The following is a 13217-nucleotide window of genomic DNA, read 5'->3' as shown; positions in this document are numbered from 1 at the left end:
GGGCGGTTCAGCCGGGTGTACCGTCATCCGAGCGGAAAAGAAATCTGGATCGAATAAGCAGGATCGGAAGGAGCTCAACACGCTCCTGGAATTCATGCGTGACGGCGACAGCCTGGTCGTGACGCGAGTTGATCGACTGGCAAGATCAGTTGGGGATCTGCAGGACATCGTACGGCTGCTCAAGCAGAATGGGGTGACGCTGAGGGCGACAGAACAGCCGATCGACACCAGCTCGGCGGTCGGCAAAGCTTTCCTTGATATGCTCGGCGTGTTCGCTGAGTTCGAGACGAACCTTCGAAGAGAGCGGCAGATGGAAGGCATTGCCGCAGCAAAAAGCAGAGGTGTCTACAAAGGCAGAAAACCCCACGTCGATGTCGCTAAGATCCGCCGTCTAAGATCCGAAGGGATCGGACCAACAGAGATCGCTAAGACGCTGAACATAGGTCGGGCAAGCGTTTATCGCGCCCTCAGAGAAACCGCATCTTCCTAAGGCAAGATGGCGGCTTCGCGCACAAAAGGACATCAACTGCTTGGAAAGTGGAGGCCGGAACGGGGCCGAAAGCAGAAGGTCTAGTGCTAGAGTAGCCTTCGCAATCAGACGTCCTATCTGCCACCGAGGGTCGGGATGGGCTACCGCAAAGGCGCAGAGGCTTCCGGTAAATGGTTGCATTTGCCTCAGCCTTCTGTTCAAGGCAATTAAGCAGCCGAAACAAGGTTTCGGATTTTTTGCAGGCGAATCTCACGCGGCTCGTGCATGTCCAGCGTGCCGCGGAAGCCGCCGTCCGCATCCATAAGATAGACTCCGGCCGTGTGGTCCATCGTGTAGTTGCCTCCCTCGGTCGGAACCTTTCTGGCATAGGCGGCGAACGCCTTTACGGCCGTCTGCGTCTGCTCCTCCGTGCCACGCAGGGCCATGATGCGCTGATCGAACGAGCTCATGTAGGCCTTCAGAAGCTCGAGATCGTCCCTCTCCGGATCCACCGTAATAAAGATCACATTGAAGTCGTCCGCGGTCGGGCCGAGTACCTTCATGAGGTCCGTCAATTCGAAAAGGATCGTCGGACAGACGTCGGGACAGTGCGTGAAGCCGAAGAAGGCAAGGTACGGTTTCCCACGGAGGAAGGCGTTGTCTATGATCTCGCCCCGGTGAGACGTCAGCTCGAAGGGCTTTCCGATGGTCGGCGCCGACGCGACGGTCGTCGCCGCCTCCCGGCCCTGATCCAGTGGCATCAGGTAGCCGAACACGAGAAGCCAGCCTCCCACGAGGGCGACGAGGCACCAGGTGATGATCCGAAAAATCCGAAGGCCTTTCACGGCGCCGCCTTTCTATGCAACTGATCGAGCGGGTCCCATACCCCCTCAAGCTACTAGAGGGTCAACACGTAAACATGGCCGGCCGCCGTCACGCGCCGAAGTGCCGCACCCTTCACCTGCGTAGGACAGGGGTTTGCCGGAAGACCGGCTGACCCTGTAGCAGCTTGAGGTCTCATAAGGAGTACGGATAGAGCAGGAGTACCGATGAGCCGGTTTGGACAGGCAGCCGACGCGGCATCGACACTCATGTTTGTGGCTTGGATCATGGCGCTCGTCTCCACGTTGGCGGCACTGTTCATCGGAGAGGTGATGGGCCAGCTTCCATGCGACCTGTGCTGGCACCAGCGCGTCTTCATGTTCCCGCTGGTCGCCGTGCTTGGGACCGCGTTGCTGCGCTCCGACGCCGGAGACTGGCTCTACGCGCTTCCCCTCGCCGTGCCTGGATGGCTCGTGGCCCGCCTTCCACAACCTCCTGTACTTCGAGATCATACCAAAGGCCATCAAGCCTTGCGGCGAAGGTCCTTCTTGCTCCGGGGACGGTATGACGGTTTTGGGATCGGTCCCGCTGCCGCTGCTGTCACTTGCCGCGTTCACCATCATCATCGCGCTCCTCCTCATCGTGCGCCGGAGATCATCACCATGAAGGGACGTACCCTCGTTCTGTCCACCGCATTCGTAGCTGTTGCAGTCTTCGCCGGCGGGGCCGCCCTCTATGGAGGCAGGACCGACGATGCCCCACCCACCCGGTCCGTCTCGAACGAGACACTTGTCAGGATGCACTCGCCCGTCACCGGGCCGGCCGCGGCTCCGGTGACGATCGTCGAATTTTTCGATCCGTCCTGCGAAGCCTGCCGCGCCTTCTATCCCCGAGGGAAGCAGATAATGGGCCAGACCGTTGACGACGTACGCCTGGTGCTCCGGTACACGCCGCTGCATGAAGGAAGCGACGAGGCCGTCAGGATCCTCGAGGCGGCCAGGAAGCAGAACCTTTTCGAACGCGTCCTTGAAGCGCTTCTGGCACAGCAGCCGGCGTGGGCCGTTCATGGGGAGCCCGATCTCGAGAAGGCGTGGCAGTTCGCAGTGGCCGCGGGCCTGGACGAGGAGAGAGCTCGTCAAGATGCGGTCTCCTCGTCGGTGGACAGCGTCCTGGAGCAGGACGTGGCGGACATGAAAGCCAACAACGTCCGACAGACCCCGACCTTCTTCGTCAACGGGAAACCGCTCACGGAGTTCAGCCCACAGGGCCTCTACGACCTGGTATCGTCGGAACTGGAGGCCACAAAGGCGGGTTCCTGAGGGTCCAAATCACGCACGACAGCAAGCGAGGAGCGACATGGGTGGACATCACCATCATGAGGCGGCGGGCGGCGACAGACGCATCGGCTGGGCAATCGTCGTCAATGTCTTCTGACCTTCGCGCAAATCGTGGGAGGCATCTTCTCCGGCAGCCTATCGCTCATAGCCGACGCCCTACACAACTTTAGCGATGCGGCCTCGCTCGTCATCGCATACGGCGCACGCAGGATCGCACGACGCCCGGCAGATACCTCGATGACCTTCGGCTACGTACGAGCCGAGATCGTAGCCGCCCTCATCAACTACACGACGCTTACCATTGTAGGCCTGTATCTGCTGTACGAAGCTGTAATGCGCTTCATCCAGCCGGAGCCGATCGAGGGTTGGACGGTAGTCGTCGTGGCGGGAATCGCGCTTGTCGTCGACATCGTCACCGCAATGCTCACCTACGCGATGTCGAAGAGCAGCATGAACATCCGGGCCGCGTTCCTGCACAACGTGGCTGACGCCCTCGGATCCGTGGGCGTCATCATCGCAGGCACGCTCATCCTCCTCTATGAATGGACATGGATCGATCCCGCCATCACTCTGCTGATCGCAGGCTACATCCTGTGGCAGGCGTTTTCGGAGATCGGAGGTTCGATTCGCGTCCTGATGCTGGGGACGCCGGTCGATGTCGACATCGATCGCGTAGTCGAAGATCTTCGCTCAGTCGAAGGCGTCGTCGGCGTGCACCATGTCCACGTCTGGGCGCTCGACGAAGGACACAACGCCTTCGAGGCTCACCTGGTGGTCGACAGTTCGTCTCTCCTCGAAATGTCCCGCCTAAAGAGCCGGGCACGATCCCTCTTGCAGGAGAGACACGGGATCGGTCACAGCACGATGGAGATAGAAACGCCGGGACACTCGTGCGACGACGAGGCCAAGGTCATCGGACACGAGGTCGGATCAACTCCTTCGGCGGCGGGGTGAGCACTAGCGGACGGAGCCGACGGGCACGTCTTTGCCGCTCTCGATGCTAACCCAGCGCCCGGTGTCGGACGAAGACTGCCGCTTCACGTAGAGGTAGCTGGTCTCGTTCCAGGCCCTGACGTCAGCTTCAAGATTGTCGAGAACAAAGTCTCCCTGAGCAGTACGTACCGTCAGGATCGCGTGGCCCTCCCCGTCCGGCTTGCGCACCACTGTTATCAGAAGGTCGGAGAGAGAGAAGCCGCGTCGAGCCAGCTCCCTGCGCTTCAGCAGTGCGTAATCCTCGCAGTCTCCTTCAGTGGTTGGATAGGCCCATACCTCCTCCTGGCCGAAGATCTGCTTGTCCGTCCTGGGCGCGATCCTTTTGTTGACGGAACGGTTGACCTCTTCGATGGCCGCCCAGCCCTGCGCCGACAGCTCGGGAGCGGGCGAAGACGAAAGACGGATGCTGCACTCGACCAAGTTCCTTTGGCAGAACTCGTAGTGGCCGATCGGCTGGGATGTTACTCCTCCGATGATCATGCTTTTCCCACCGGATGTCTCCGAGGCCGCAACATTCGCAGAGCCGGCGAGCGCAGAAGCAGCGAGCGCCGAGCCGGCAATTAAAGAGAATCTCATTCGTTCGTCCGCCCCCTGATCCTTAACTGAAAGTTAAGTCCGGGAGATACGGGGGATCAATTTGTGAACTTTTACCCGTCATCTCTGATGTTCACAGAGCGACGAGTATCCTCACGAATCCAGCGGCGAAGTGCTTCGACGACGAAGGAAGCGTCCTCGCCAGCCCCCGCGATAAGAGCGGAGGCCCTGTTCCGTTGCCAGGGTCTGCCGACGAAGTAGAGACCAGGAACCGGAGAGACGCCCTCCTGGTGCAGGAGCCGTCCTTCGGCGTCCACTGCGCCTTCGATCCTTATCCAGTCGAACTCGTCCCGGTAGCCGGTCGCCCAGACCACGGTGCGCGGCGCTTCGCGCGATCCGTCCGCGAAGACGGCATGGCAGCCGTCGACGGAAACCAGCCTAGGCTTCAGCGCGACGCCCTTTCGGATCAGCGTGGCGTCGTCGTTGCCTCGATTGGGAAACGGATCGATCCGGCGCATCCTCCTCCCGATGATGCTATCCGGCTTTGCGCCCAGCAGCCCAAGGCGCTGGAGCCACCACCAGGTACTCCGCCCCAGGATTCGTTCAGGAAAGAGCTTGCGGCCGCGTCCCCTTGCAAGAAGGACTTGGTGGCTGGTGGCAAGAGCCAGCGCGACGTCCCTTCCGCTTGCTCCGTCTCCGACGACCAGGACCGGACCTTCGGCAACCGACCCTGCATTCTGGAAGTCTGCGACGTGCATCTGCCGGATCTCATCGGAAAACCTTTCTGCTATAGATGGTATGCGTGGGATCGAGAACGGACCGGTGGCCACGATAACCGCCGAGGCAGAATAGAGCCTGCCGTCGTCGGAGACGGCCTCCAACGCGCCTTGTTTCCTCCGGAGGGACGAAATCCGCGTCCGGGTTTCGATGCGGTGGCCGCCCATCTTCGCGTATCGGGAAAGATATGCCGCGAACTCGTCCTTCGTGGCGTATCCCTCGGAATCGCCTGGAAGGGGCAGTCCGGGAAGGCTGCTGATGCTCCGTGGCGTGAAGAGGGTCAGTGTTTCGTACCGCTGCCGCCAGCTATCGCCGACCGCGGCAGCGGCGTCTAACAGAAGGTAGTCGACGCCCGCCTTCTTCAGTTCGTTCGCCGCAGCAAGCCCCGCCTGTCCTGCGCCGATGACGAGGACTTCCGTCCGACGGCCTCCGCCGCTGTTGCTAGCGTCCCATGACATGTCTAGGGGCGCATCTGCGAGGAAGCGGTCGCAGCGCCGGGCCGGGCCTCGTCGCCGATGTGGAAGAAGCTGTTTGTGAAGACGCCGAGGACGAATGCGACGAGGATAGCGAGCACGATCCGATTGTTGCGCCGGATGCGGCGCTGCCGCTGTTGCTGATCGTCCGCCACATCAGTCTCCAGACGACTGATCGGATATGGCGCCAGCAGCCGTCCTCTTCCTGACGCCCTGGAATGGATCAGCAAGCGCCGCTTCGGGCCGGCTGACGGGATACTTGATGCCGGAGATGCTCGCCGCCAGCTTTTCGGGACCTTTCTTCTTCAGAAGCTCCCGGAAGCTGGGGTGCATTCCTCCATCGACATATGCGGCGACGGGAGACGCCTTGCTCTCGGCCAAGGCCGCGTCGACCTTCCGCTTCTCCGCATCGATCTTCGCCATGATCTGCGGGTCCGGCTGCCTGACCGGGATCGGACACGCCGCCAGGGGATCGCGCGGCTCCCCGCCTTCAAAGGCGGTGTTGAACACGTATCGCCGACCACAGACCGAGACCTTCGGCTGCTGCTTGGTGAGCTCGAAAGCGTCGTAGCCTTCCTTCAGCGTTCGCCAGAACGGCAGGTTCTCGTCGCTCCTGTGGAGCGCCATGTTCTCCGGCGTCATCCGAAAAGGATATGCCTGCACCTGGAAGTGGTTTTGTCCCGATGAAAGCGCCTTCGCAACGATGGCGTAGATCTCGCCCACGCCCTGGTCGGTAAGAGCGTAGCAACCCGACGAAGAGCACGCGCCATGCACCATGAGCGCTTCCCCCGTGTAGCCGAGGGCGGACTCCAGCCGGTTTGGATAGCCCAGATTGAAGGAGACGTAGTATTGGGACTTCGGGTTCAGCATCCCCGCGGTGACATGATAGAAGCCCTCCGGCGCCTGACGGTCGCCCTCTCTTGTCTTCGGGCCGAGCCTGCCTGACCACCTGCACATCGGATACGTCTTGAGCAACGCGTATCGGCCGGACCCATCCATCTTCCAGACCTCCAGCTCGCTCTCCTGCTTGAAGATCCTGACGAGTACGGGACTTTCGGTCTTCATGCCCTTCTTCGACATCTCGGTGATCATCCTGCTCGGGATCTGTGGCGGCGCACTGGAGACGCCGTCCAAGGCCATGTCGGCCGCTACGCAACTCGATAGAAGCAGTCCCACGACCGCCATGCCGGCGAACCGACGAGTTGCATGCTGAACGACGGTCTTCCTGCTCCGGATGGTCGCGATCAAGTGCATTTCCTCTGACGTTGGTGGATCTGTTCGCGCTGCGTTTCGGGCCACGGCCCCTTTATGTCGCTCGAAGACCACCGTAGAACATGACGCATCGTCGAGACTGCGCCACACTAAAACCTCTAGCCACTTTAGCTGCAAGGGGAGAAATAGGAGCGGTGCAAGTCGTTCGCAGCCATTACGGATAATCTTGGCTTCTCAATGGCCGATCACTGGGAAAGGACCGCGGTGCTGGATGCAACCTGCCATATCGCTCGCCTCACTGTTGGATGCAGTCGATGGCACACCAAAAGTCCTTGCCAAGCGGAGGCCGTCCATACATGTCACTTGACCGAAAATTAATCGGCTTTGGGGGCAAGGCCGGCAGCCTAGAAACGTCAATCCGAAGATCCTGCTCCGGCACATCGTATTTGACGTGCCTGGACAGAACTCCCGCCGCCTGTTTCATGAGCCCGACCGTGATCCACTCGCCCGGGCAGCGGTGATTCATGTCGTGATCTCCGCCCCCCTGCGGAATGAAGTTGAAGGCGCTGCCGTCCCAATCGCTAAACCGCTCTGGCCGAAACGCCTCAGGTGCATCCCACGTACTGGCGTCGTGGTTCGTCCCGTAAAGGTCCAAAATAACGCGCCGCCCGCTAGGAAACTGGTATCCTCTCCACTCGAGGTCGCGGCGCACCAGCGCCGCGACTGCGGGAAAGAAGGGGTAGAAGCGCCGGACCTCCTGGACGAAGAGTTCTAGGTAAGAACCGTCGTCGCCAGCTTCGAGTTTGCTCCGGCATTCAGGATGGTGATGAAGGGCGTGGGCGACGAAGGTGATATAGACAGCGGCGGCAACGATCGGTCTAATCACGTTGAGGACTTCAACGGCGGCAATATGAGGGCTCAGCAGCTCACCGTTGAGATCCCGGTGCTCTGCGATGACGTAAGCGACCGATTCCACCGGCGCGCGGATTTGCCCCGAACGGATTTGCCCGACGACATTCTCGATCCAGCGATTGGCTCGCTTGCGCGCCCAGCGCGCCCGCCAGTGCTAGGCCCGACTGATCCTGCGGCGTCGAACGGCGCCGTGATCTCCTGCGTCCGCTGTCGAACCTGAGCCTCTGGGAGCGGCACCCCGGCCCACGCACACGCGGCTCGCGTCAGAAGTTCGTGGAGCTCGTCGTATAAGACGATCTCGTCCTTCTGCGCCCATAGGCGAGCACGGGCCTGCCACTCCGCCGCAGTAGTGGCTAGCAGTCCTTCGATCCGCTCGGGTGTCATCAGGGACATGAACATCTGCTTGCGATGCCGGTGGGCCGCGTCGTCCAGCCCTTGCACACCACCTCTTCCGAGCAGCGTTTTCTGGATCCGCCCGATCATGGCGCCATGCCGCATAAATCGGCTTCGGTCGTAGAAAAGTCGGGCCGCATGAGCATAAGCCGGGTCTCGAATAGGTCCGTTCCATACGCACGGCACTGCTTCGAGCTGAACCTGTAGGGATCAGCGAGAAGCGCGAGCGTTGCGTCTGATCGGGCGTCACGGGGGAGTTGCGGCATCAGCGCGCCTTCATCTGATGGAGTTCAGGTCAGCCTTTCGGATTTTCGCCTCTCGGCCGAATACTCTCGAACAGCAGGAGGCCGGCGCCGCTCACGATCCCCACATCGGCGAGATTGAAAGCCGGCCAGTGATAGGTGGCGACGTAGAAATCCAGGAAGTCGGTGACGGCGCCATGCCGCAGGCGATCAAGGGCGTTGCCGAGCGCGCCGCCGATGATGAGCCCCAGTGCAATCGCCGTCAGCCGGTTCTCGGCACGCTTCAGCCAGATGACGAGGCCGATGACCATAGCCAGCGCGAAAGCCATCAGCAACCAAGGCGACGTGTCGCCGAAAAGCCCGAAGCTTACGCCGGTATTGTGCCCGAGGACCAAGTTGAAGAACTCGGTCATCGGGATCACCCGCGGCGGCCGCATCACGCTGTTGAGGATCCACCACTTGCTGACCTGATCGATCAGGAACCAGGCGACCGCAATGGACAGCCCCAGCCGCAGCATGGAGGCGGATTTATGCGAGGCTGTTTGCGTCTGCACCATCAGAAAATCTCGAGAACCCAGAAGAGGACGATCAGCACGTAAGTCGCATAGGTGCCGACCAGAACGATAACCTGCCAGCGCCGGAAGCCGGGCTCAGAGCCGCCCCAGCGAATAAAGGCGGCGTAGAGCACGGGCATGAGCGCGACGAAGACGAAGCTGACCCAGAACAGATGGAAGTTCTCGATGGAGGTCCCAACCAGCGCCAGGGGCAGGAAGCCTACGGTCACGGCCATGGCGTGATCGCCGATGATGTTAGTAAGCGCCGGCGTGATCTGGCCGGATCGGGCGACGCTCCAGGCGGCGAAAGCTTCCGGCAGAGCCGCCACCGGCGCGGTGATGAAGAGGCCGCCGACGATCGTTGAGATGCCGAGTTCCTTGACAAGGTTCTGGGTCGCAATGACCGTGAAATAGGCACCCAGCGCGAGCACCACCACGCCGGCAACGGCCAGCCAGATCTCGCGCTTCGACCAGTCGACCTGCTCACCCTCTCCGCGTCCGCGCAGGAACGCTTGGGCGAGGTAGGCGATGTAGGCGGCGAGCAGAAGCCAACCATCGACCGGCTGAAGACCGCGCCAGGCCGAGGGCAGGGTGAGAACGGCGAGCAAGGCGAGGATGCCAAGATAAGGCAGCGCCTGCACGCCCACAGCCGCCGGATCGACACGGAGCAGATGCTTTTGCAGGTGTCTGTCGTGACCGGGATCGTTGGGGAGGTCGCGCTTGCGAGTCGCCAAATAGCCGATAGTGACGAGGGTCGGGATGCCGATCACGGTCGAGCCGAGGACAGCGCCTAGGCCGATGCCGGAGGCGCCCCGGATTGCGCTCGTTATATTGACCCCGACTTCCGGGCTGGCGGTAGCGATGCCGATCAGCGAGCCGCCTGCTGCGGCCGAGATGCCCCATTGCCGGCGCAACTTCTTGAAGGGATCGGCCAAGTGCTCCGACCCCCAGTGCGCGGCGTACACGGCTGCAAGCAGAACCGCTACCCAGATCCAGACACTCATTTCGCCTCAACTTCCGGGTCGTCTTGCGGGTTTGGCGTCATTGCCATTGTGTTCATCCGATGCGGCCGAGCGCGGGAAACGTCTGGAGGAGCCAGATCGCGAAACTGCTGAGATGACCGGTGATCATCGCGACCCCCATGATAACCATGACCCCGCCGGCGACGATCTTCAGAACGCGCCCCGTCCGCCGCATGGATTTCATTCGCGCCATGAACCCGCGCATGAAGAGGGCGGCGAGAATGAAGGGCAGGCCGAGGCCGAGTGAATAGACGGCCAAGAGCGCTGTTCCGGTTCCTACGGTGGCGTTCGCGGCCGACAGCGCCAGGATTGCGCCGAGAACAGGCCCAATGCAGGGGGTCCAGCCAAAGGCAAAAGCAAGGCCGAGAAGATAGCTCGCCAAAGGACCGCCGCCTCTTGGGCCTGAATGAAATCTCACATCGCGCTCGAGCCAGGGTATAGGCACGAGACCGGCGGTGAACAGCCCGAAGACGATGACGATCGCGCCGCCGATCAGATTCGCTTCGTAGAGGTGCATGCGCAGCACCCCGCCCAAGGCTGTTGCACTGGCTCCGAGCAGGACAAAAACGGTGGTGAAGCCGAGTACGAAACAGAGGCTCAAGCCGAGTGTCCGACCCGTCTCCGTCAGGCTCATATCGCTCGCGAGCCTATTCGGGCTGATCGTGCGCCCGGCAACATACGAGATGTAGCCAGGCACAAGCGGCAGCACACAAGGGGAAAGAAAGGAAACGACCCCCGCGGCAAAGGCCGTGGCGATTCCGATGCCGGAAAAGTCCACTACAGCAGCACCTCCGTCAGGCTTTGGCGCCGGTGACCGGAGCGGCTTCCCGCAGGTCCGCCCGTGCATCGCGGATAATCGACCAGGAGGATTGCAGGAACAAACCGGCGATAACGACGGCAACAACCAGATCCGGCCACGGAGAGGCAGTCCACGCCACCAGCCCCGCCGCGACGACAACCGCCGCATTGCCAATGGCATCGTTACGCGAGAACAGCCAAACCGCTCGCACATTGGCGTCGCCGGTCCGGTGAGGCAGCAGCGGAAGAACCGCGACCACATTAACAACGAGTGCAATCACCGCGAACAGTCCCATCAGTTCAGCCTCCGGCTGTTGTTGCACCAGCACGCGATAGGCCGTATTCCCGAGAACCCCAAGACCAAGTGCACCAAGAAACAGACCTTGGATCAAAGCGGAACGGGCGCGCCAAACAAGGCTCCACCCGATCGCGAGGATGCCGAGGAAGGTGATCAGGCCATCGCCCAGGAAGTCGAGGGCATCAGCCTTGAGGGCCTGCGATCCCGAGAGAAAGCCGCCGAACATTTCGACAAGGCCATAGCCGACATTGAGCGCCACGACGATCCAGAGTGCCCGCTTATAGGCCGGGGTGATATGGCTCAGGTCCTTCGGCAGATCGTCGATATCGCCTTCGGCATCGACACTCGGCGCGCCCAAGCGATCGAGCCTATAGCCGATGCCTGTCACGGCACGTTCTACCTCGGGAAGACGGGCACTGGGATCGTCCACGCGCAAGGTCATGATCTGCGTGGCTGTCGAGACCTTCACTTCCTCGACTCCGACCGAGCGCACTGCTTTCTCAATTTTCGCCGCACAGGAGGGGCAGTCCATGCCGGTGACGCGGTAGCGTGCGGTCTCGGCATCGTCCGTTGAAGCTGCTATGTTCATGGCCATCTTCCCTAATTCGAGAGAGAAATATATCATTCGTGACTGATATGTCGAGCCATGTAAAACAAATTGAGCGGGTCGATGCTCCGGCCGCTGCCGTCCGGACTAAGCTGTTCCGGGGACTGGCTGACGCCTCGCGGCTATCAATCCTGGACGCCTTGTGCGCAGGGTCCTTGTCCGTGGGCGAGATCGTCGTGATGACGGGTCTCTCGCAGTCGAACGCGTCGAACCACTTGCGGTGTCTCAGCGAGTGCGGCCTCGTGACGGGCGAGCAGCGAGGCCGTTACGTCCATTACCGACTGAGCGATTCGCGCCTGAAGGATCTGCTCAGACTTGCTGAGGAATTGCTGCGTGAGACGGCCTGTGGCATCGACGCTTGCGGGAACTACAGCGTCCGGTAAAACCGCGCACATCAATGAATCTTGGAAAGACAACGGGATCGCTATATGCCCGTGCCCTGCACTGGGCGGAAGCATTTCACACGCCGGAGATCATATCCACGGTAGTCACGACAGGCGTTTGAGAATGCGGCCGAGGACCTTTGGCTCGGGCGGGTGAGCGTGCGTCAGAGGATCAGGAGGCAAAGGCACGTTTGAAAATCATAAGGTACGCGCCGTTGGATCCGGAAGAGAGCGATCAGAAGCCGCTTTACGTAGCAGGGTATCTGATAGCCTCCAAAGGGAGCCTAAACCCGGAGGAAATGTAGCTTCTTCTTTCATGCTCCATCTCACTGCCGGGGCATTGACGAGCAACAGGCATCTGGCCCTGAGATCAATAGTTGGTGGCAACCCACTCGCCGGATGCAGACTTGGCAAATCCAATGACACGATCGAGAGGAGCGGCGTTCGGATTTCTCCTGATGGCAGCGACGCATGATACGCCTGGATCGTTGGCGTTCTCGTCACACTCTCCCAAGGCAAGGGTTACATCCGCTTCACCGCGGCCGGTTCTCAGAGGATTGCGGGCATAAGCCCTGCGATATGCGGCTAGGGCTTCCTCCTCTGTCGGTATCTCAAGCACAGGAGCCGGAGGTGCGGGAATCAAGGAGGGATTGGCTGCGATAAGGGCCGCGATCTCCGCGTCAGTAGGACCCCGAACAACCGGCTCTGGCTCCGGCATGATGAGATATGTACCTCCTGCACCGGCGAGAATGCCGATACCGGCTGCTGCTACAATGAGAATGTTGCTGTTCATGTCGTCCACTCAGTCATTCAGATTGAACCAAGCGCGCTGCTTGACGCCCTTATCATTCGGAATGTCGAAATAATAAGGATCTGCGCGGCGAGGGCGGGGCTGAGTGATCTGCACCATGCAACCATTGTCTCGGTTGAACACGTCATTGTCGTTGTTCTGGTTGATCCCCCGGATTGTAACACCCTTACGCTCGTTTTCTCGCTTGTCACCAAATTGGGTACGGAAGGCGGCACGGTTGCTGCACTGGTTGACGGTCTTCGTGCACTGATCCTTGTCGTCTCGGCCCAAGAACAAACGATCCCCATCGGTGCGGGAGGAAACGGCGGTCATGCCGGCGGGGCATTCCTCGTAAGGTTTGTAGCCGGGTTTTCCGGCTTTTGCTTCATGGCAGATCGGCCAGGAGAAGCCGGGCTTCGACATAGCCTCTATGAGCCTTTTCATCGGGGGAACGCAGTAGGGGACACCATGCCAGGACGGGCTTTGTGAGGCTGCGCACAAGAGAACCTGGCAACCCCATGACGCATCCTCGGCCTTGGCAGATGCTGGAGACATGGCAAGAGCCGCGAGACCGGCTACGGCAAAAAACACTGGTTTCATA

The 13217-nt window shown here is 60.9% G+C and carries 15 protein-coding genes and 2 pseudogenes; 5 read left to right on the top strand and 12 right to left on the bottom strand.

The genetic code is table 11. The annotated features are described in order from the left end of the window. Positions 1-7: 7 nt before the first annotated feature. Positions 8-490 (top strand): annotated as a pseudogene (locus GGR23_RS21220) (recombinase family protein); the annotation flags it as partial. A gap of 206 nt (positions 491-696) precedes the next feature. Here the strand turns inward: GGR23_RS21220 and GGR23_RS21215 are convergent. Beyond that, the gene (locus GGR23_RS21215; protein WP_343066715.1) at positions 697-1245 is read right to left on the bottom strand and encodes an SCO family protein; all 549 of its coding nucleotides are present in this window, start codon (positions 1243-1245) and stop codon (positions 697-699) included. A gap of 273 nt (positions 1246-1518) precedes the next feature. On the opposite strand from GGR23_RS21215, the pseudogene GGR23_RS23560 reads away from it, so the two are divergent. The 3 genes and pseudogenes from GGR23_RS23560 to GGR23_RS21200 all read left to right on the top strand — a co-directional run. Then, positions 1519-1683, top strand: a pseudogene (locus tag GGR23_RS23560) (disulfide bond formation protein B); the annotation flags it as partial. 270 nt (positions 1684-1953) lie between these two features. Continuing rightward, positions 1954-2610, top strand: coding sequence for a DsbA family protein (locus tag GGR23_RS21205; protein ID WP_183368330.1), 657 nt, complete (start codon positions 1954-1956; stop codon positions 2608-2610). A gap of 129 nt (positions 2611-2739) precedes the next feature. After that, positions 2740-3582: a cation diffusion facilitator family transporter gene (locus GGR23_RS21200; protein WP_425486197.1), complete on the top strand. Its 843-nt coding sequence runs from the start codon at positions 2740-2742 to the stop codon at positions 3580-3582. Positions 3583-3585: 3 nt separating this feature from the next. Here GGR23_RS21200 and GGR23_RS21195 read toward each other — a convergent pair whose 3' ends face one another. From GGR23_RS21195 to GGR23_RS21155, 9 genes are all read right to left on the bottom strand, one after another. After that, positions 3586-4197, bottom strand: a complete 612-nt coding sequence (locus GGR23_RS21195; RefSeq protein ID WP_183368329.1) for a transglutaminase-like cysteine peptidase — start codon at positions 4195-4197, stop codon at positions 3586-3588. Positions 4198-4268: 71 nt separating this feature from the next. Next, positions 4269-5390, bottom strand: a complete 1122-nt coding sequence (locus GGR23_RS21190) for a flavin-containing monooxygenase (RefSeq protein WP_183368328.1) — start codon at positions 5388-5390, stop codon at positions 4269-4271. 2 nt (positions 5391-5392) lie between these two features. Continuing rightward, positions 5393-5560, bottom strand: coding sequence for a hypothetical protein (locus GGR23_RS21185; protein ID WP_183368327.1), 168 nt, complete (start codon positions 5558-5560; stop codon positions 5393-5395). Position 5561: 1 nt separating this feature from the next. Further along, positions 5562-6659 (bottom strand): L,D-transpeptidase family protein, encoded by a 1098-nt coding sequence (locus GGR23_RS21180; protein ID WP_382340918.1) that lies wholly within the window; start codon positions 6657-6659, stop codon positions 5562-5564. Between the two features lie 253 nt (positions 6660-6912). After that, positions 6913-7593 (bottom strand): cytochrome P450, encoded by a 681-nt coding sequence (locus tag GGR23_RS23315; RefSeq protein WP_343066714.1) that lies wholly within the window; start codon positions 7591-7593, stop codon positions 6913-6915. 624 nt (positions 7594-8217) lie between these two features. After that, positions 8218-8721, bottom strand: coding sequence for a signal peptidase II (lspA, locus tag GGR23_RS21170; RefSeq protein ID WP_313291404.1), 504 nt, complete (start codon positions 8719-8721; stop codon positions 8218-8220). After that, on the bottom strand, positions 8721-9722 hold the full coding sequence (locus tag GGR23_RS21165; protein ID WP_183368326.1) for a sodium:calcium antiporter: 1002 nt from the start codon (positions 9720-9722) through the stop codon (positions 8721-8723). Before GGR23_RS21165 ends, lspA begins: the two co-directional genes overlap by 1 nt. 52 nt (positions 9723-9774) lie before the next feature. Beyond that, entirely contained in the window at positions 9775-10518 is a 744-nt protein-coding gene (locus GGR23_RS21160; RefSeq protein WP_183368325.1) for a cytochrome c biogenesis protein CcdA, read from the bottom strand. Positions 10519-10534: 16 nt separating this feature from the next. Next, entirely contained in the window at positions 10535-11425 is an 891-nt protein-coding gene (locus GGR23_RS21155; RefSeq protein ID WP_183368324.1) for a cation diffusion facilitator family transporter, read from the bottom strand. Positions 11426-11472: 47 nt separating this feature from the next. Here GGR23_RS21155 and GGR23_RS21150 point away from each other — a divergent pair, with 47 nt between their 5' ends. Then, positions 11473-11826: an ArsR/SmtB family transcription factor gene (locus GGR23_RS21150; RefSeq protein WP_183368345.1), complete on the top strand. Its 354-nt coding sequence runs from the start codon at positions 11473-11475 to the stop codon at positions 11824-11826. Positions 11827-12196: 370 nt separating this feature from the next. Here GGR23_RS21150 and GGR23_RS21145 read toward each other — a convergent pair whose 3' ends face one another. Together GGR23_RS21145 and GGR23_RS21140 are read right to left on the bottom strand one after the other, a co-directional pair. Further along, the gene (locus tag GGR23_RS21145) at positions 12197-12619 is read right to left on the bottom strand and encodes a hypothetical protein (RefSeq protein ID WP_183368323.1); all 423 of its coding nucleotides are present in this window, start codon (positions 12617-12619) and stop codon (positions 12197-12199) included. Between the two features lie 9 nt (positions 12620-12628). Continuing rightward, the gene (locus tag GGR23_RS21140) at positions 12629-13216 is read right to left on the bottom strand and encodes a hypothetical protein (protein WP_183368322.1); all 588 of its coding nucleotides are present in this window, start codon (positions 13214-13216) and stop codon (positions 12629-12631) included. Position 13217 lies beyond the last annotated feature (1 nt).

Source organism: Gellertiella hungarica (assembly GCF_014197145.1).
GTDB lineage: Bacteria > Pseudomonadota > Alphaproteobacteria > Rhizobiales > Rhizobiaceae > Gellertiella > Gellertiella hungarica.
This window is presented reverse-complemented; position numbering and strand designations above follow the sequence as displayed.

What these genes read in the sequence shown, in the direction of transcription:
- GGR23_RS21155 (WP_183368324.1), bottom strand. Translation starts at nt 11,425, where the DNA reads ATGAACATAGCAGCTTCAACGGACGATGCCGAGACCGCACGCTACCGC.
- GGR23_RS21180 (WP_382340918.1), bottom strand. Translation starts at nt 6,659, where the DNA reads ATGCACTTGATCGCGACCATCCGGAGCAGGAAGACCGTCGTTCAGCAT.
- lspA (WP_313291404.1), bottom strand. Translation starts at nt 8,721, where the DNA reads ATGGTGCAGACGCAAACAGCCTCGCATAAATCCGCCTCCATGCTGCGG.
- GGR23_RS21205 (WP_183368330.1), top strand. Translation starts at nt 1,954, where the DNA reads ATGAAGGGACGTACCCTCGTTCTGTCCACCGCATTCGTAGCTGTTGCA.
- GGR23_RS21190 (WP_183368328.1), bottom strand. Translation starts at nt 5,390, where the DNA reads ATGTCATGGGACGCTAGCAACAGCGGCGGAGGCCGTCGGACGGAAGTC.
- GGR23_RS21195 (WP_183368329.1), bottom strand. Translation starts at nt 4,197, where the DNA reads ATGAGATTCTCTTTAATTGCCGGCTCGGCGCTCGCTGCTTCTGCGCTC.
- GGR23_RS21145 (WP_183368323.1), bottom strand. Translation starts at nt 12,619, where the DNA reads ATGAACAGCAACATTCTCATTGTAGCAGCAGCCGGTATCGGCATTCTC.
- GGR23_RS21140 (WP_183368322.1), bottom strand. Translation starts at nt 13,216, where the DNA reads ATGAAACCAGTGTTTTTTGCCGTAGCCGGTCTCGCGGCTCTTGCCATG.
- GGR23_RS21150 (WP_183368345.1), top strand. Translation starts at nt 11,473, where the DNA reads ATGTCGAGCCATGTAAAACAAATTGAGCGGGTCGATGCTCCGGCCGCT.
- GGR23_RS21165 (WP_183368326.1), bottom strand. Translation starts at nt 9,722, where the DNA reads ATGAGTGTCTGGATCTGGGTAGCGGTTCTGCTTGCAGCCGTGTACGCC.